The 17,429-nt window shown below is 52.2% G+C and carries 18 protein-coding genes; 10 read left to right on the plus strand and 8 right to left on the minus strand.

Features of this window, described 5'->3' with window-relative positions; genetic code table 11:
* Positions 1 to 413 precede the first annotated feature (413 nt).
* The 3 genes from ACLQ3M_RS09610 to ACLQ3M_RS09620 all read right to left on the minus strand — a co-directional run bounded on the left by ACLQ3M_RS09610 (position 414) and on the right by ACLQ3M_RS09620 (position 4,484).
* A complete protein-coding gene (locus ACLQ3M_RS09610; RefSeq protein WP_411677470.1) occupies positions 414 to 1,625 on the minus strand; it encodes an MFS transporter in 1,212 nt (403 codons plus the stop codon).
* Positions 1,626 to 1,924: 299 nt separating this feature from the next.
* Positions 1,925 to 2,458, minus strand: coding sequence for a Chromate resistance protein ChrB (locus tag ACLQ3M_RS09615; RefSeq protein WP_411677471.1), 534 nt, complete (start codon positions 2,456 to 2,458; stop codon positions 1,925 to 1,927).
* A 220-nt stretch (positions 2,459 to 2,678) separates the two neighbouring features.
* Complete coding sequence (locus ACLQ3M_RS09620; protein ID WP_411677472.1) at positions 2,679 to 4,484, minus strand: oleate hydratase; 1,806 nt, start codon at positions 4,482 to 4,484, stop codon at positions 2,679 to 2,681.
* A gap of 225 nt (positions 4,485 to 4,709) precedes the next feature.
* Here ACLQ3M_RS09620 and ACLQ3M_RS09625 point away from each other — a divergent pair, with 225 nt between their 5' ends.
* From ACLQ3M_RS09625 to ACLQ3M_RS09635, 3 genes are all read left to right on the plus strand, one after another.
* Complete coding sequence (locus ACLQ3M_RS09625) at positions 4,710 to 5,264, plus strand: TetR/AcrR family transcriptional regulator (RefSeq protein WP_411677473.1); 555 nt, start codon at positions 4,710 to 4,712, stop codon at positions 5,262 to 5,264.
* Between the two features lie 235 nt (positions 5,265 to 5,499).
* Entirely contained in the window at positions 5,500 to 6,369 is an 870-nt protein-coding gene (locus tag ACLQ3M_RS09630; protein ID WP_411677474.1) for a radical SAM protein, read from the plus strand.
* Positions 6,370 to 6,421: 52 nt separating this feature from the next.
* Complete coding sequence (locus ACLQ3M_RS09635; RefSeq protein WP_411677475.1) at positions 6,422 to 6,988, plus strand: NUDIX hydrolase; 567 nt, start codon at positions 6,422 to 6,424, stop codon at positions 6,986 to 6,988.
* Positions 6,989 to 7,194: 206 nt separating this feature from the next.
* On the opposite strand, the gene ACLQ3M_RS09640 is transcribed toward ACLQ3M_RS09635, so the two are convergent.
* Genes ACLQ3M_RS09640 through ACLQ3M_RS09655 form a run of 4 tightly spaced genes read right to left on the minus strand, consistent with a single transcriptional unit; the run spans position 7,195 to position 10,464 of the window.
* On the minus strand, positions 7,195 to 7,869 hold the full coding sequence (locus ACLQ3M_RS09640) for a class II aldolase/adducin family protein (RefSeq protein WP_411677476.1): 675 nt from the start codon (positions 7,867 to 7,869) through the stop codon (positions 7,195 to 7,197).
* A gap of 11 nt (positions 7,870 to 7,880) precedes the next feature.
* A complete protein-coding gene (locus ACLQ3M_RS09645) occupies positions 7,881 to 8,546 on the minus strand; it encodes an HAD family hydrolase (RefSeq protein ID WP_411677477.1) in 666 nt (221 codons plus the stop codon).
* A 3-nt stretch (positions 8,547 to 8,549) separates the two neighbouring features.
* A complete protein-coding gene (locus ACLQ3M_RS09650; RefSeq protein WP_411677478.1) occupies positions 8,550 to 9,539 on the minus strand; it encodes a transketolase family protein in 990 nt (329 codons plus the stop codon).
* Positions 9,540 to 9,561: 22 nt separating this feature from the next.
* Positions 9,562 to 10,464: a transketolase gene (locus tag ACLQ3M_RS09655; RefSeq protein WP_411677479.1), complete on the minus strand. Its 903-nt coding sequence runs from the start codon at positions 10,462 to 10,464 to the stop codon at positions 9,562 to 9,564.
* Positions 10,465 to 10,811: 347 nt separating this feature from the next.
* On the opposite strand from ACLQ3M_RS09655, the gene ACLQ3M_RS09660 reads away from it, so the two are divergent.
* Positions 10,812 to 11,864, plus strand: coding sequence for a zinc-binding dehydrogenase (locus ACLQ3M_RS09660; protein WP_411677480.1), 1,053 nt, complete (start codon positions 10,812 to 10,814; stop codon positions 11,862 to 11,864).
* Between the two features lie 54 nt (positions 11,865 to 11,918).
* On the opposite strand, the gene ACLQ3M_RS09665 is transcribed toward ACLQ3M_RS09660, so the two are convergent.
* On the minus strand, positions 11,919 to 12,869 hold the full coding sequence (locus tag ACLQ3M_RS09665) for a sugar-binding transcriptional regulator (RefSeq protein ID WP_411677481.1): 951 nt from the start codon (positions 12,867 to 12,869) through the stop codon (positions 11,919 to 11,921).
* 118 nt (positions 12,870 to 12,987) lie between these two features.
* Here ACLQ3M_RS09665 and ACLQ3M_RS09670 point away from each other — a divergent pair, with 118 nt between their 5' ends.
* The 6 genes from ACLQ3M_RS09670 to ACLQ3M_RS09695 all read left to right on the plus strand — a co-directional run bounded on the left by ACLQ3M_RS09670 (position 12,988) and on the right by ACLQ3M_RS09695 (position 17,421).
* Complete coding sequence (locus ACLQ3M_RS09670; RefSeq protein WP_411677482.1) at positions 12,988 to 13,248, plus strand: HPr family phosphocarrier protein; 261 nt, start codon at positions 12,988 to 12,990, stop codon at positions 13,246 to 13,248.
* Positions 13,249 to 13,264: 16 nt separating this feature from the next.
* The gene (locus tag ACLQ3M_RS09675; protein WP_411677483.1) at positions 13,265 to 13,720 is read left to right on the plus strand and encodes a PTS sugar transporter subunit IIA; all 456 of its coding nucleotides are present in this window, start codon (positions 13,265 to 13,267) and stop codon (positions 13,718 to 13,720) included.
* A gap of 33 nt (positions 13,721 to 13,753) precedes the next feature.
* Complete coding sequence (locus tag ACLQ3M_RS09680; protein ID WP_066648796.1) at positions 13,754 to 14,050, plus strand: PTS sugar transporter subunit IIB; 297 nt, start codon at positions 13,754 to 13,756, stop codon at positions 14,048 to 14,050.
* 98 nt (positions 14,051 to 14,148) lie between these two features.
* A complete protein-coding gene (locus ACLQ3M_RS09685; RefSeq protein ID WP_411677484.1) occupies positions 14,149 to 15,567 on the plus strand; it encodes a PTS galactitol transporter subunit IIC in 1,419 nt (472 codons plus the stop codon).
* Positions 15,568 to 15,671: 104 nt separating this feature from the next.
* Positions 15,672 to 16,760: a 2-hydroxyacid dehydrogenase gene (locus ACLQ3M_RS09690; protein WP_411677485.1), complete on the plus strand. Its 1,089-nt coding sequence runs from the start codon at positions 15,672 to 15,674 to the stop codon at positions 16,758 to 16,760.
* 16 nt (positions 16,761 to 16,776) lie between these two features.
* Complete coding sequence (locus tag ACLQ3M_RS09695; protein WP_411677486.1) at positions 16,777 to 17,421, plus strand: L-fuculose-phosphate aldolase; 645 nt, start codon at positions 16,777 to 16,779, stop codon at positions 17,419 to 17,421.
* Positions 17,422 to 17,429 lie beyond the last annotated feature (8 nt).

The raw sequence follows: 17,429 nt of genomic DNA on the forward strand, positions 1-17,429 counted from the left end.
AGAGACAAATTCTCTCGCAAAATGACAATATGATCGTATCCCTGTCCATACAGAGATACGATCATATCAAACCGCTGCCCTACTGCTTTGCAGAGCGGTAGTTTCATATTCCCGTCCGTTGGCGTGTCTAGCTTATTTTTAGTTGTTCTGGGTTCTGCTTCCTTATGAGCCCTGACTTTTTCCGAATACTTTAAAACATTTATGTATGAGTATCAGTTAACTCCGATTTATGATATGATCCAAATACTTCCGCTCAAAAACATGGAATTATCCCAGGTGGCTTTATGCGTTCATTCGTTTCTGGAGCATATTTGAGTACAGCTGAACGATTCCTCATAAAAAAATCCGAACCCCCGCAAGGTTCGGTTTAAAACAGACAATTCGGAAAATGATTGAGATGGAAAGTCCGGCGGTCAGGTTTGCTCCGCCGGATTTTTTAACTCCCGGTTTCTGATGATCAGCAGAAGTAGAGACACCGGAATTAAAAAGATCACCGTTGCGGAAATGCCAAAACCAACCGAAAACTTTTCCGCAAGCAGCCCGATCAAAGGTCCCCCCAGAATTTCTCCCAGCGAGTTGACCTGCTCGTTTGTCGAAAGAACGGTTGCCCGGACGCTTCTGTCAATCTGGTTGGTGAGCAGCGCACTGAGAATCGGCCGGTTCAAGGCCTTTAAGGTATTAATTGCGAGATAAGAGAGAAGCATCAGACTGAAATTTCTTGTAATGCCGAAAAGCAGCATACTCAGAAGATAGAAAAAATTAATCAGTGACAACTGTTCCACAGACCCAAGGGACGACGAAGCTTTCTTTCTTTTTACTGCGAACTGCATGACAAGAGTACTGAGAAGCATGACCAGTATTCCGAAGATCCCGAACCAGGTCACAGGCTTCAAATTCCCCAGGCGGGGGAGAGTGGTATCATTTAGAAAATGATCGGTGTTCAGACGGTCGTAGCCCTCGCTTGCAAGGCCTGTGAACAGAGCCATGCACAGGAGAAGCAGCAGGATTGTTTTTGTCCTTATGATTTTTATTCCTGACCGCAGGGTGAACCCTATTTTTTGAAAGGAATTCAGTTCCTCCGGGGCGGCGGGGTGGAAATGGACCTCCGGCATGGAAAGAGCTAAGAACAGGCACAGTGTCAGCATCAGCCCCCCGCCCAAAAGGATGGGAAGAACGAGCGATAGATTGCCGAGAACGGTGCTCAGCAAAATCCCCGCCAGCGCGCCGATTTGTCCAAACTGCGCGCCCCTCAGATAGACCGTATTCAGTTCTTTTGCGTGGTCCTCATCGGCAATCCAGGCCTCAAGAGCTCCATCGATAAAGGTGGAACCGATTCCAAGAAAAACTTGGGAGGCCATGACGGCCGGGTAGCTTGGAATACTTCCCTGAATGAGAAATCCGAGCCCGGTCAGACCGACTCCAAGAATCACCGAGAGCTTTCGGCTGTAAAGGTCCGCCACAATTCCGGTGGGAACCTGGGAAAGAAAACAGGAAGCTTCAAAAGCCGTTCCGGTTAAAACCAGCTCCAACGGACTTAAGCGAAGAATCTCTACCTGATACACCATCGTAACCGTCGAATTTAATGAATAGAACAGTGCATACAGGCAGGAGAAGATCAGATACATACGATATGCTTCAAACTTTTTTCTCAATTTGGCTCCTTATCTTTATACTTACAACAATTCCAGTTGAATTGTAAAATTTTCTTATGTCCCCCCCGCCGAAGGCGGGGGGGGACATGTTCATATTTGCAATCTAAATTGGAAATGCTGTCGGGCGCGCGTTCCGGATATAACAGTATTTGTAATGATCGTTACATAATTATATTGTAATGATCATTACAAAAAAAGTCAAGAGAAAAGTTGATTTTCCAAAAAAAGAACCCCCGCCGCGAAAATGCGGCGGGGGTGAAATGCTGATCACTTTAAGTGGCGTCCTGTTTAAAAACCTCTTCCGAATACGTTTGAAGCTCCTTTTTTGCCCCTTTTAAAACGTCTGCCGCCGAAGCTTTCAACTTGGATTGAAAGTAGTTTTTTCTTCCGATTTTTTCATACCAGCGCTGAAATTTCTTGTATTCTTCTTCGTTCTCGGTAATTTCTGAAAAATTGTAATCCCCGCAGGAATTTTCATGCTTCAGCTCATCGATCAGCGCCTGACAATTTTTGATAAACTCCCGATATTCCTCGTCGATTTGCCTGGTGAATTCGGAAACGATCTCTGTTTCGTCGTCCTCTTCCAAAAACTGAAGCTTTCCCAGAGTTGAGATTCCCCCAAAAGAGATCACTTTTTTTCGAAGGGCTGAAAGGGAGGCGTGCAAATCATCGCGATAGGGAAGCAGCACAACCCCCTGCTGAAGGAATACCGCCCCGAATTCCTTGATCGCCCTCCATACATAGACCCGGCTGTTGGACCGGCTGCTGGGCAGTTTATAAGAAAAAATCAGAAATTCCCTGCTCATGCTTTCCCACCTTTGGATTCTTTTTTCAATCCGCCTTTTTCAGCGCGGCAGTCTGGTCCGCTCTGAAGGCCGAAAGAGTTAATTTAAATCATTATAGCATAATTCCGGAGGATAACATATCAAATTCTTAAAACCGGAACGGGAAAGGTGTAAAAAAAGAAAAGCGCCCGCATTCAGAAAAGCTCCGGAATGCGGGCGCGGCAGTAAGATTAAGATTTCTTTATTTGCTGAGCGGAGCCTCGGGATGCAGGACGGATTCTTTCAGCGGAACCGTCTGGTCGCGGCCGAGGTACATGTGATAGTACGGCGGATAGGAATTGAGCAGGGTAATCGCCATCTGCCGCAGCTGTTCACCGTCAAGATTTTTTAAAGCCGGCACGTCGTCCTCCGACAGCTTTTCGGCGGCGGTTTTTCCGGCAAACTTTTTCAGGCGCTCGACGGTGTAACGAATGTCGTATTTCGACGGGTAAACTTCCAGCATATCCTTTTCGATGCCTGTGAGCTGATAGACAGCCCCTAATCCGGTGCGGACCGACATTTCAACCGTAAAAACAACATCCTCGGGCACCTCGACATACTGTCCCAGAAAACCGATGTTCGTGCAGCCGTCCGGAACATTCTTCGGGCGGTCCGAAACCTTTCTTGGCATGAACTGGCTGGTGATATACGGCATCATGCAGGTGGAGATATAGGAATGGGACAGTACTTCGTCCTTGATGTCGAGCATATTCAAATGATAGAGAAGCTCTGTCATGATTTCCTCGCCGGTGCATTCGCACATGGGCTTTTTCACATAGTTGCCTACGTTTTCACCGTAGCAGCCGTATCCCCACATGACCTGTTCGTCATCCTTCTGGTCAAGGAAGAACGGATTGTGGTGCAGCTCGAAGGACATATCCCAGTTGGAATCCAAAATTGTGATTGCGCCGCCGGTTCCGGCCTTGCTGCCGGTCATTTTCTCGATTCTGCTGACAAGCTCCGGGTAGCCCTTGATGGTGGGCATGAACGAAACCCATTTTGTCTTGTCGATCTGGCCGATGAATTTTTCCGGATGACCGAATTTCTCATTCTTTTTGGCAAGATTCTGCCAGAGCGTAAAGGCTCCGAGGTCGGCGGTATCGCGGTTGATCGGAGCGACCGTTTTGTTGTCGCCAAAGGCGCTGTTGGTTGTCATTGAGCCGTTTGTGATCAGAACCAGATCCCGATCGTCAAGACGGATGACGGACTCCTCTCCGTTTTGGCGGAGCAAGATGGCTTTTGCAGTGTTGCAGGCGTCGTCCATCTCAAGGTCGTACACCCAGCAGCCGTAAGCCGTTTTCACGCCCTTGTTGCAGAGCCAGGTCATCAGGGGGCGGATCATGGCGTCATATTCACAGTACTTCGTGTGAATGATTCCCTCAAGGTATTCGTGACGGACTTCGAGGGCAAAACGCTGAAAATACCGCTGGCATTCCAGCGCGCTGTGGTAGGTCTTAAACGCAAGACAGCTGTGAAAGTTGATCCAGCAGCTGCTGTGAAAGAAAGACTCGTCAAAAAAATCTGCAATCTTCTTGTCTTCCAGAGCCGACTCGGGCAGGCTGAGAAAACGCTGCATGTCGGCCATGTCCTTGGGGGAGAAGCGGTAATCATGGACCTTGCTGTACCGTTCGCCCCGGTTCAGAATCACACGGCATTCGGAGTGAATCGGCTCGTCACGGTTGAAATCCACAATGTCGTCCAGCACCGTGCGTCCCTTGTTTTCCAGTGAAGGGATTTTACTGTACAGATACCAGAGGCATTCCATGTACGGCTCCATCTCGCGCTCGCCGCGGCACAGGTAACCGAATTCGTTTCGCATGCCGTCCATGCTGCCGCCCACATCGTCGCGTTTTTCCAAGATCGTGATGTTTTCTCCGGGCATGCCGGCGTCGTCAATCAGGAATGCCGCCGCCGCCAGACCGGCCAGACCTCCGCCGACGATGTAAGCCTTTTGCTTTTCAATGCCTTCCGGCTTTTTCGGCCGATACATGGTCCTGTAAATGTTCATACATGACAGCTCCTTTTCGTGTAAATTCTGAGGGGTGAACCCTCATTACGATCAAAGTATAACACTGGGACCGCCGGAGAGGAATTGACAGACGGTTTCATGTGTCAAGAAATTTTTACAGACCCTTTCGCCTGTAAAAGGAAAAATCTTTTGTTCATATCAATGTAAAAAAAGTATTATATGGTAAATAAGTTCCTACTCCAACAATCAAAGGCAGATGATAACATGCTGAAAAATGCGAAGGAAGTTTTTGCGGATTCCCTGAAAAAGATGCTTGAAAAAAAGACGCTCGACCATATTACCGTGAAGGATCTTGTGGAGGACTGCGGCGTAACCCGCCAGGCGTTTTACTATCATTTTTCGGATATTTACGCCCTTGTGGAATGGATTTTTATTGAAGAGGCTTCCGCGGCTCTTGCCAATAACCGGGATATCGACACCTGGCAGCAGGGTTATTGCAGGGTCCTGCAAAGAATGAAGAAGAACAAAAATCTTGTTTTGAATACCTACCGTTCCATCAGCCGCGAATATCTGGAGACATTTATGTACAAGGTTCTGTATCAGGTGATCTTTCCGGTTGTCGAGGAACAGGCGAAAGGCTTGAATGTTGAAAAGAGACATAAGGAGTTTATCGCGCATTTTTACAGCCTTGCCGTTGTTGCAATGGGAATCGACTGGGTCCGTACGGGAATGAAAGAGGATCCGGAGGAAATAGCCGAGCAGGTTGCCGTCCTGGTAAAAGGGGATTTTCAAAAGGTGCTGAAACAATACGCCACCTGACGCCTGTCGGTTCAGATTCAGCGGAGGCGGTTTGTTTGCGGATCGAACAGGCGCCGGACAAGTTTCGGACCTCAAAATTTCGGCTTGATGCATGCGTGTGCCTGCTGCTGCCGAAAATGCCTCTTCGTGGCACCGCATACCGGAAGGAACCGAGTGGAACGAAAGCCGGCAGGGAAATTTTAAGGAAAAACAGAATCCCTGCCGTTTGATTCATTAGAATATAGGAGAGAGAAATATGACATACACGGGAGTGATATACCGGCCGCCGAGCGAAGCGCGAAGCCTGATTGTGCAGGTTACGACCGGCTGTTCCCACAACCGCTGCCGTTTTTGCACGATGTATCGGGACAAGGAATTCAAAATCCGAAGCATGGAAGACATCAGGCGGGACTTTTGCGAAGCCCGCGAGCAATACGGAGACCAAATCGAAAAAGTGTTTTTGTCCGACGGGGACGCTTTGGTGCTGTCCGGCCAAAGGCTGATGGAATTGCTTGCTTTTATTCGGGGCCTGTTTCCCCGACTGAGGTCCGTTACATCCTATGGAACTCCGAAGGATATTCTGAGGCATTCGCCCGCGGAACTGAATATGCTCCGGCAGGAGGGCCTGTTGATGGTTTATCTTGGGGCGGAGTCGGGGGACGCCCTGGTCTTGAGCCAAATGGAAAAGGGCGCAACCAGAGAGGAAATCATTGAAGCTGGTCAAAGGCTGAAATCCGCGGGAATTCAGTCTTCGGTTACGCTGATTTCCGGTCTGGGAGGAAGGGAGAGGTTGAGCGAACACGCCATAGGGTCCGCGGATTTAATCAGCCGGATGAATCCCGACTATGTTGGGTTCCTGACGTTAATGCTGGAGAAGGGCGCGCCGGTTCTGCAGGATATTGAAGAGGGAAAATTGGAACTGTTAACTCCCGAAGGGGTTGTAACCGAAATGGAATTGTTCTTACGGAATGTGAACTCGGAAGGTACTGTTTTTCGGGCAAATCATGCATCGAATTATGTGATGCTGAAAGGGACTTTAAATCGCGATATTCCCATGATGCTGAACGAGCTTGATGAGGTAAGAAGAGAAAAATTGTTTCGCAAAGAAAACTGGCGCCGACTTTAAGATTGAAAAGGACGGGAATTTCCCAAAGTCCTGTTTGGAGGAAGAAGAGAAAATGGAATTTCTGGACATTGTGGATGAGGACGGGAACCCAACGGGCGAGACGGTATCACGCGAAGCCGCTCACCGGCTTGGTGTTCGCCACCGTACCTCTCACGTGTGGATTCTGAGGATGCGGGAGGGAAAAAGGCAGGTTCTTCTTCAGAAAAGAAGTTTTCATAAGGACTCGTATCCCGGGTGCTACGATATTTCGAGCGCAGGGCATGTTCCCGCCGGAGACGGTTTCTTGCAGTCGGCGTTGAGAGAATTAAAGGAAGAGCTTGGAGTAAACGCCGTTGAGAAGGAACTGATTTATTGCGGATGCCGCCGGTTCGAGTACCGCGGGCAGTTTCACGGTCATGAGTTCCGGGACAATCAGGTCAGTAATGTATATGCGCTCTGGAAAAATCCGGGGGACGGAGAGTTTGTTTTACAGAAATCTGAAGTTGATTCAGTGGTGTGGATGAATTGGGACGCCTGCGTTGATCTGGTGAAAAACAGCAAAGCTCCTCATTGCATTCGGCTGGAGGAATTGGAAATGATTCAAAGAGCCTGTTGCACGGAGCCCGGAAAAGAACGCTGAACCCTTCTTCCCGTGGCCGCCTGTGCTGAGGGAAAGCTGGAAAACCCGGGAGGCAGCCTCTGCTTTTAGGAACAGGGCGATGCTGCCGCCAAAGGTACGAAAACCGAAATTTCTCCTATGCTTATATAAAAGATAACCCATGCGCAAACAGTGCTGTCTGCGCATGGGTTATTGCTTTATTTCAGGGCGGCTCTGTCCGCGGTTGGTCAGACGCGCCCGAGGAGTTCCTTCGGAATTTCACCGTGAGCCTGACCGACAAACTTGTAGATTTCCACGGTCTGCTTGATCTGCGCGTCGGTCAGATGACGAATCGGGCTGACTGCGCGGGCGGCAAGATAGCCTTTGGCGCATTCTTCCAGATAAACCGCGGCGTTGAGAGCCTGCTTCATGGAATCTCCGGTCGTCATGACTCCGTGATGCGCCAAAATAACCGCGTGGCCGTCGCCCAAAAATTGGACGGTGTCGATGCCCATTTGTTCGCTGCCGGGGGAGCTGTAAGGGGCCACCGGGACGTTGCCGCCGCAGGCGTTGCCCAAAGTTGTAAGGTCGGCGTGGAATTCGTCCTGAATCAGGCCGATTGCGGTTGCGTAAGGCTGATGCGTGTGGATGACCGCGTTCACATCCTGTCTGTGATTAAAAATGTACAGAATGGCGGCTGTGTCCGACGACGGCTTGCGATTGCCCTCGATGACTTTTCCCTCTAGGTCCATCACGATCACGTCGTCCGCCTTCATGTCCTCATAGATCATTCCGGACGGCGTAATCAGGATTTCGCCGGATGGCTGGCGGAGACTCAAATTGCCTCCCGCGAGAGAAATCAGTCCGTAGCGGTCCAGACTCATGCCTGCCTTGATCATTTCCATTTTTTCTGTTTCAAACATAGTAAACCTCCTCAATCTTTTATAAAAAGGGGCAGCAGCTCCTCGGGTGAGCGCACAATCCAGTCAGGCTCATACGCGGAAAGGGAGCGCGGGTCCTGGTAACCCCAGGCAACGGCAGCCAAGGGCACGCCCGCAGCCCGCGCTGTCCTCATATCCACGTCGGTGTCGCCGACGAACAGGCATTCCTCCCGGCTCAGGCTGAGGGATTGAATCAAATGCAGCAGCGAACGCGGGTCCGGCTTTGAAATCGTGTCGGGTGTCTGGCCCGCGACCGAATTCAGAAGTCCGGGAAAAAAGGAAGAGACGACCTGTTCGGCCAGCGGCGCCGGTTTGTTGGTGAGTACGGCCGTCGCCGTTCCGCGGCGCCGGAGCTCGCGGAGCAGCTCCGGAATGCCGGGAAACGGACTCGTTTGCGCACAGGGGTCTTTCAGGTATATTTCCAGATCATATTGACGAATCGGCTCCACTAACTCCGCCGATCGGTCGTCCGGGCAGCCGCCCAACTGCAAAAGTCGAGGATAAAATTCCGCGATTGGCAGGCGGCACAGGCCGCGGCACTGTTCGGCGGAAACCGGACTCAGGCTGAAGTGTGCGAGCGAAGCGTTGCAGCAGCGGCACAGGGTTGGGAGAGTGTCCAGCAGGGTTCCGTCAAGGTCGAAAATACAGGCCCTGAACATTCCTTATACCGCGGAGAAATCCTCGAAGCGAATTTCCTCAAGGTCTTTTTCGCTGATTTCGAAGGATTTTCCCATCAGGTTTTCGACCGCGCCGATCAGCGTCATGGCATCCATCTTGTATTTTTTGAGCAGGTACATTTTTGAAGCGCCGTGCGCGTAGGTGTCCTGCAGGCCGACCTTCACCAGCTTTTTGCCGATTCCGTGCTCGGCCATCACGTCTGCGACCGCCGAGCCCAGACCGCCGATCACGGTTCCGTTTTCAATGGTGACGACGCCGTATTTTGTCTTTTGGCACGCTTCCACTACTTGCGGGTCCGTGAAGGGCTTCAGCGTGGAGACATGCAGGTGCCGGATGGAAACTCCTTTTTCCCGGAGCGCGGCGGTCGCGCGCATAGCTTCCTCCGTGCAGACAGAGGAAGAGAGCAGCGTAATGTCCGTTCCCTCTGAAAGGATGCGTGCGTGGTTGAAGCGAATCGGCTCGTCCGCCGGGAAGAAACGGGGGACTTCCTTGCGGAGCATCCGGATAAACACGGGGCCGTTGTAGCTGTAGGCGAGGTCGAGAACCCCCTCGATCTCCGTCGCGTCCCCAATGTCGAAGATGGCGAGGTTTGGAACCGTGCGCAGCACGCCCACATCATTTGTGGACTGATGCGTTACGCCGCCCGGCGTGGTGATTCCCGGGACAAAGCCGACAAAAACCACGGGGAGATTCGGGTAGGCCACGCTCATTTCCAGCTGGTCGAGGATGCGTCGGTACAGAAAGACCGAAAACGTGTGCAGGAACGGACGGAAACCTTCGCGCGCCATACCGGCGGCCCAGGAGCACATGTTCTGCTCCGCGATGCCCATGGAAAAATAGCGGTCTGGGAAAACCTCGTGGAATTCCTTGATTTCACAGGAGGTTCCCAGGTCCGCAGACATCACGACGACTTCCGGGTGCTCTTTGGCAAGACGAATCATGTTTTTGGAATGTGTATTCACTTCAATTTTCATTGCTTATCACCTCACCCTTTCGTTACATCTGCTCGCAGAAAGAGATGAACTCTTCCCGGCGGTCTTTCGGAATTCTGACAAAATGCTTCGGAACGATGGTCTTCAGCGGAGGAATCCCCTGTGCGGGGTCGGTGTCGCAGAGGACCATCAGCGGCTTTCCCGGATGCGGGGTTTGCGCCGCTTGTTCCAAAGCTTCAATATCGTGGCCGTTAATCTGCACCACTTCCCAGCCGAACGCCTTCATGCGGTCGGTCAGCGGCTCCGTGTTCATCACGTCCTTGGTCCAGCCTTCCACCTGCTGATGGTTGATGTCCGCGTAAACGATGAAGTTGTCCAGGTGATAATAGGCGGCGGCCTGGAAGCATTCCCAGTCCTGTCCTTCTTCCAGTTCTCCGTCGGAGAGCATGCAGTAGATTTTTCCGGCGTTTCCCTTCAACTTGTACGCGTGGGCCGTGCCCGCTGCAATGGAAACCGTCTGCCCAAGGGACCCCGCCGTGTTTTCAAAACCGGGGGAGTGTTCCGCTCCGATCATTTCCATATTCCAGCCGTCCGCGTTGAATTTGTCGATGGCGGCTTGGGAAATGCGTCCGCATTCCGCCAGTGCGCAGTAGATGACGGAGGCGTAATGGCAGCAGGAAACGAACAGGCGGTCCCGATCCGGCGTTTGTTCTCCATTGTAAAGGGAACCCTTCGGGTAGTCCATGTTTTGCGCCGAAGGAACTCCCGGAAACAGCTGGGTGTCCGGATTCCCGAGGCTGGGTCCGATGTTCAGGATGTTCATGTAGAGGGTGGTGACGATTTCTGCGGAAGAGCAGGCCTGCGTGAGGTAGCAGCCCCCGCGCTCAATCGCCAGACTGAGAATGTGCTTGCGCACGTTAGTGGCTGCGCGGGCAATCTCCTCGTTGGAAAATTTTTTGTCCGGCATAATTACAGATCTCCTTTCGACTTTAACTCCGTACGGATGGGTTGACCAAAAAACCTGGGCAGGGCTTTCTAAGCAAACCGCTTGTTTTCGTGCTGGCCTGACCGGGTAACGGGGCACGACCCGGAAGGTATAATAATTATTTCATATAAATGAACATATGTCAATACATAATATTTCATAAATCCATAAAATATATTTAAATAAAACGATTAAAATGTGCAAATTATCAAAAAACAGTTGACATTTTATCAAAGATTGGGTAAAGTAAAATTGTGAAAAGATTCATTGGTATGAACATAATTTAATTCAAAGCGCACGAATGGCGGAGAATAGGAGGAATTTAAAGCATGAAAGCAGTTGTAAAAAGCTCGACTGGCTACGATAACATGATTTATGAGGAGATCCCGGAACCGGAGGCGACCGGTGATCTGGTGAAAATTAAGATCGCCTATTCCGGAATCTGTGGGACGGACCTTCACGCGTTCAAGGGAACCTACTCCAGCACAAAGCCGCCGGTCGTTCTGGGACACGAGTTTTCAGGAATCGTTACCGCGGTGGGGCCGGATGTAAAAAAGATCAAAGTTGGGGACCGCGTGACCAGCGAGACGACGTTTACCACTTGCGGCCACTGTTCTTACTGCCTTTCCGGGGACTACAACCTCTGTTCTCACCGCAGGGGCATCGGCACTCAAATCAACGGCAGTATGGCGGAGTATGTGGTCAGCCGCGAAGAGAGCATCCACATCGTGCCGGAAGATGTCTCCCTGCTTTCGGCGGCGCTGACCGAGCCGCTGGCCTGCGGCGTTCATGCCGGCATTGAAAAGGGAGATGTGCAAAAGGGTGACGTCGTCTGCATTTTCGGCGTCGGCGCCATCGGCCAGATGGTGGCGCAGGTTTGCAAGGCAAGGGGAGCGACGGTTGTCGTGGCCGGGTTGAGCTCGGACCGGGAGCGCTTCCAGATCGCGCTGGACAACGGCGCCGACCGCGCGGTCGATCAGATGAAAGAGGACCTGCAACAGGTCATCGGCCAGATGACCGGAGGCGAAGGGGCGGATATTTCCTTTGAATGTTCCGGAGCGGTGCCGGCAGCCAACAAGGCGCTGGAAATTACGCGCCGAAAGGGCAAAGTGGTTCAGATGGGTGTTTTTCCGCAGTCAAAGGAGCAGATCTGGACGGATTTGATTCTGCACAAGGAGATCAACTATGTCGGTTCCCGCAGTCAGAAGCCGAGTTCCTGGAGAACTTCCATTCAGCTGCTTGCGGCCCACACGGTTGTCCCGGAAAAAATCGTGACGAAAATCGTCACCCTGGAGAATTGGAGGGAGGGATTCGAGACGTCAATGCGCGGAGAGGGAGTGAAGGCCGTAATTTCCTGTAACGCCGACCTGGAGGACAAATAAAAAGGCAGAGGCAAAAGCCTCTGCGCAACAGTTTCTGTTTTGTTTTGGGAACGGCTAATTTTCACGGGCAAGCTCCAGCATGCGAACGGCAAGCGCTTCGTCTGCGACAAGGACGTTGATGTATTTTCCCCGTATGGCCCCAAGCACCGCCTCCGCCTTAAACGCAGCCGCGCTGATGCCGACGGACCATTCGGCGGCATGCATGGCATCCAGCGGCGCCCCGATGGTGTAACGGCCCTCCGGCTCCATATCGATCGGGTTCCCGTTCCGGTCATAAGGGCGCGCCAGCAGGTGCCCCACGGCCCCTTTCCCGATAATGCTCATGCGGTCCTGGTCGGTGAAATAACCGGACTGCTGCAGCGTGGTGCCGGAGTCAAACGATCCGATTCCGGTCAGGATGATGTCGACATGGTTGGCCTGATTCAGGGTTGCCTCGATCTGAGGCTCTTTGATCAGATAGGAGTGTACGGTTTTGCTGCCAACGTAAATCGGGGCATAAATGTTGGAATAAGTGCCTCCAAGACGCTTGGAAATCCGGAGCGCCAGCTCAATCCCGTCGATGTTGGGATTCCCGGTGCCGAGGCAGCCGACCATCTGGACCACGTGAACGTTGTAGTAGTCCTTCCGTTCGATCAGTTCGCAGAGGTACTGCGGCGCGGCGCCCCAGGAAATGCCGATGACCGTGTTGTTTTCCATAATGGTGTTAAAAAAGTGGCTGGCCGCCTCGCAGCACCTGTGCAGTGCTTTGTGGTATTCGTAGGAGCCGTTAACCACAATCGCTTCCCGCAGACCGAACGTATTCCGCAGGTCGAATGAGAGCTTCGCATTTTTTCGTACCGGGCTGTGGACAATAATTTCCACGATTCCGGCGTCCTTTGCTTCCTCCAGAAGGCGGGATACCGTTGGGCGGGAAGTATTCAAAATTTTCGCAATATCAATTTGGTTCAGTTTCTGTTCATAATAAAGTTCGGCGGCACGCACCAGAAGGTCGGTTTTATCTTCCATTGGGAAGAATACACTCCTTTGTTGAAATCGGTAAAGATAATCTGATAGCAGTATACCATAATCTTGACGATCTCAAAAGGACTATTCAATAAATCATTTCAGAATGGAGACGAGAGACATGTATCGGTATGAAACAGTCGTAAAAAATCCAACCGGTCTGCACGCAAGGCCAGCTTCACAGATGACTCAGCTCTGCAAAAAATTTTCAGACAATATCGCGCTGGTCTGCGGAACGAATCGCGTGAATCCCAAAAGCATCATTTCCATCCTGTCCGCCGGAATCAAACAGGGGACCGCGGTCACCGTTGAAGTGGAGGGGGAAAACGAAGAGGCCGTGTGCATGCAAATCGTTTCGCTGATCGAAAATCTTGCTGATTAAGGAGGTGACCGGGGACATGCAGGCTATTTACGAAGATCTGGTCGTCTGCGGCGTTGATGCCGTGGACGCGGAGGACGCGATCCGTCAGGTTGGGCGGCTTCTTTTTCAAAAGGGATTTGTCAAAGACACTTACGTTGACGCGGTGGCAGCACGTGAAAAGGAATTCCCGACGGGCTTGCAGCTGAAAAATCTTGCCGTTGCAATGCCGCATACCGCGGGTGTTCACGTCAACACGCCCGCGGTGTGCGTGGCCAAGCTGGCGCATCCTGTTAAGTTTGCGCACATGGGCGATCCGGAAACGGAAGTTAAGGCGGAGCTTTTGTTCATGATGGCAATTCAAAATCCGGATGCCCAGCTGGAAACCCTGCAAAAGGTGATGAAGATTTTTACCGACGAAGCAGCCGTCGCAGAATTTAAGGCGGCCGGCGACAAAGAATCCCTTTATCAGGCGGCGAAACACCATATCGGGTAAAACGAAGAGATGAAATTCAAGGAGGAAAAAGCAATGGCAAAACATGTAAAGATTCTTTGTGTCTGCGGTTCAGGGACCGTCAGCTCCGCGATGGTCGCGAACAAGCTGAAGGAAAAGCTGGCCGACTACGGCTATGCTGTCGAGGCGACGGAATGCAGCCCAAATTCCGCCGAAACGGCTTTGGCTTCGGGGGGATTTTCCCTGATGGCCTGCGTCAGCCCCGTGTACCAGGAGTTCGGGGTTCCAAAAGTCAACGCGGTCGGCATGCTGACCGGCCTTTCGGAAGATCAGGTGCTGCAGGACTGCTTGAAAATTTTGGAGAAGGAGTAAGCATCCGCGTTTGCACGGGAGCATGGATTTAAAACGAAATCCAAGGGGATTAAAAAAACACGGGAAAGCCGTTGGACGGCGTGACAAAATCAAGGGGGATGTTTGTATTGGATAATTTCTTTAAAGGCATGAGCGACGTTTTTTCTACGTTCGGGGCGGGTGTCTTTGTTCCTGTCATTTTGTTTGTCATTGCGATCGGCATGGGAGTAAAAGGGAAAAAGGCCTTTAACTCGGCTCTTCTCTGCGCGGTTGGACTGACCGGGTTCAATCTGGTCATCAGCAGCTATGGCAGCATCATTACTCCTGTCGTCAATTCCATGGTCAAAAACTCGCATGTAAACCTGCCCGCGCTGGACACCGGGTGGCAGTCAACCTCTGTGATTGCCTATTCCACCAGCGTAGGCCTGATCTTCATCGGAATCGCCATTGTAATCCAGCTTGTGCTCTTTTTCAGCAAATGGACGGACATATTCATGGCTTCCGACTTATGGAACAACTATTCGTTCATGGTATGGGGCTCCATGCTTTATGCCCTGACGAAAAACATGTGGCTTGCACTGGCCTGCATGGTTGTGCAGCTGCTGTACATTCTGCTTTTCAGCGAAGTGGTCGCCAAGCGCTGGTCGAATCACTATCAGTACCCGAACTGCTGTATGACCGCTCCGCACCATATGGAAGCGGTGCCCTTTGCCCTTTTCATGAACTGGTTCCTCGGAAAGCTCGGTTTTAATAAAATCAAGCTCAACGCGGCTTCCATTCAAAGACGGTTCGGCCTCCTGGGCGAGCCGATGTTCATCGGTCTTGTGATCGGCGCGCTCATCGGCGTGCTGGGAAACCTCAGTGCTTTGAATCAGCTGGCCTCATGGGGCGTCATCACCTCCTCCGCGGTTTCAACTGCGGCGGTTATGGCGGTTTTCCCGAAAGTCGGCGGAATTTTCGCTTCCGCGTTCACCTCGCTGACAGATGCCTATAAGTCCAAGGCTGCGAAGAGCGGGCAGGGACGTGTCTGGTATCTTTCCGTCAACGACGCCGCCGGCTACGGCGAGCCGAACACGCTGGTGACCGGCATTCTGCTGATGCCCATTATGCTTCTGCTGGCGTTTGTCCTGCCGGGTAACACTATCCTGCCGATGCTCGATCTGGTCGCGCTGCCTTACATGGTTGAGGTGTTTGTCTGCGTTTCTCACGGCAACATTGCCAAAAGCCTGCTTTCCGGTGCCATTTGGTTCAGCCTCGGCCTGATTGTTGCCTCTCAGCTGGCTCCCACCTTTACGCAGGTTGCGATTGCAGCGGGCTTTGAGCTGCCGCAGGCCGGCGTGTACATCATGAGTTTCGGAATTATGTGCCACCCCCTGATCGCGGGTCTGTTTTACGCGTTCCTGTCCCGGAACCCCGTGATCATTGGCGGCGTGGTTATCCTGTACTTCGTTCTTTACTATCTGTTCCGTAAAAATAAGGACCGTGTGGTGGACTGGCTGGAAAATTACGGAGCCATTCCGGAAGCTTCCCAGACTTGAGCACGATTTGCTGAAACGGAAAACTGCAGCAATCGGAAGTTTCAAAACAGATCCGCGGCCGCTGTTGCAGGAAAGGACAGCGGCCCTTTTTTAAGGAGAAGGAAATGCTTGACTATTTGAGAAGCGAACCACAGAACATAGTCGTCGTCGGCGATGCTTTTGTCCGGCCAGAGACGATGGAGCAAGCCGTCCGCACCTCACAGATCAACGCGGCGAAGGTTTCGCGCGTTTTTTGGGGAACTGAGGATAAAGATGATTTTGCCGCCCGCCAAATGAATCTTGAGAAAAACGGATCGGAAGCGGAACCCTGGGCGGAGGATCTTGCTCCCCTGCTGAAGGATTGCACCGTGCTGATGACTCATTTCAGCCCTGTGCCGCGCGGGCTGATTGACCGGGCACCGAAGCTTCGGGCCGTACTGACCTGCCGGGGCGGGATGGAACACATCGACGTAAAGGCGGCCGGCGAGCGAAAAATCCCGGTGATCAACGTAATTCGGAACGCGGTGCCCGTCGCGGAATTCGCACTTGGCTTGATGCTTGCAATGACGCGCAACATCGCGTCCTCCCATCATCGGCTGATGGAGGGGGAGTGGCTTAAGGAATTTCCGAACTCCGGGTTTGTCTCAACGCTCGGCAGCCTGACCGTTGGTCTGGTCGGACTGGGGAATGTGGGAACGGAGCTTGCAATCCGTTTAAAAGCGCTGGAAGTTCCATTGATCGTACAGGACGATTATCTGGACCGGGACCGCATGAAGCGCAACGGTTTGGGAGATGTTACAATCGTAGAGACGAAAGAGGATGTGTTTCGGCTTGCCGATCTGGTGAGCCTGCATCTGCGCCTGACGCCGGAGACGCGAGGCATAATTGATCAAAACTGCTTTTCGCTGATGAAGCCGAGTTCCTATTTGATCAACACGGCCCGGGGAGGACTAGTCAATCAGGCCGACCTGATCGAAGCTCTGCGCCGCCATGCCATTGCGGGCGCGGCCCTTGACGTGTTTGACCGGGAGCCGCTGACCCCGGAGGATGGATTCGCCGGACTCGACAATGTGGTGATTACTCCCCACATTGCCGGCGCTACCGTTGACGCGATTCCAAATTCCCCGTTTCTTCTCATGCGAACGGTCGATAAAATCCTGACGCAGGGACTGAAAGACAGAATTGTGAATTACAAAGAAATTTTTTCGGACTGATTAGGAGGATTTTGCCATGATTTTAAAAGAGGAACGCGAACAGGTTGTGGAGTTTGGAAAGAAGCTGGTGGAGCTGGGCCTTACCGCGGGCACGTTTGGAAACGTCAGCGTCTACAATCCGAAGGAAAAGCTGATGGCGATCAGCCCGTCCGGAATGGACTATTTTCAGATCGACCCGGAGGATGTGGTTGTGCTGACGCCCGACGGAGAAAAGGTAGACGGCGAAGCGAAGCCTTCGAGCGAATACGACATGCACCGAATTTTCTACCAGAAGAGGCCGGGCGTCAATGCCGTGATTCATACGCACTCCGTTTACGCGACCACGCTGGCCTGTCTGCACTGGAGTATCGAGCCGATTCACTATGAGGTTGCCTACGCCGGGCCGGACGTCCCGTGCATCCCGTATGTGCAGTTCGGAAGCTACGAGCTGGCCGTCGCGGCTCTGCAGGCCATGGGGAACGATCATTATGCGTGCCTGCTCGGCAACCACGGCCTTCTTGCCGTAGGAAGCAGCCTCACTTACGCGCTGGATGTTGCGCAGCAGACGGAATTTGTCGCTCAGCTGTATTACAACACCAGAGTTGCGGGCGGCGGCGTCAACCTGACCGACAAAGATATGAAGACTGTTTTGGGAGCGTTTCAGTCATACCGTCAGAGATAACAAGGGAG

It is taken from the genome of Caproicibacter sp., from assembly GCF_046707225.1.
Taxonomy (GTDB): Bacteria; Bacillota; Clostridia; order Oscillospirales; family Acutalibacteraceae; genus Caproicibacter.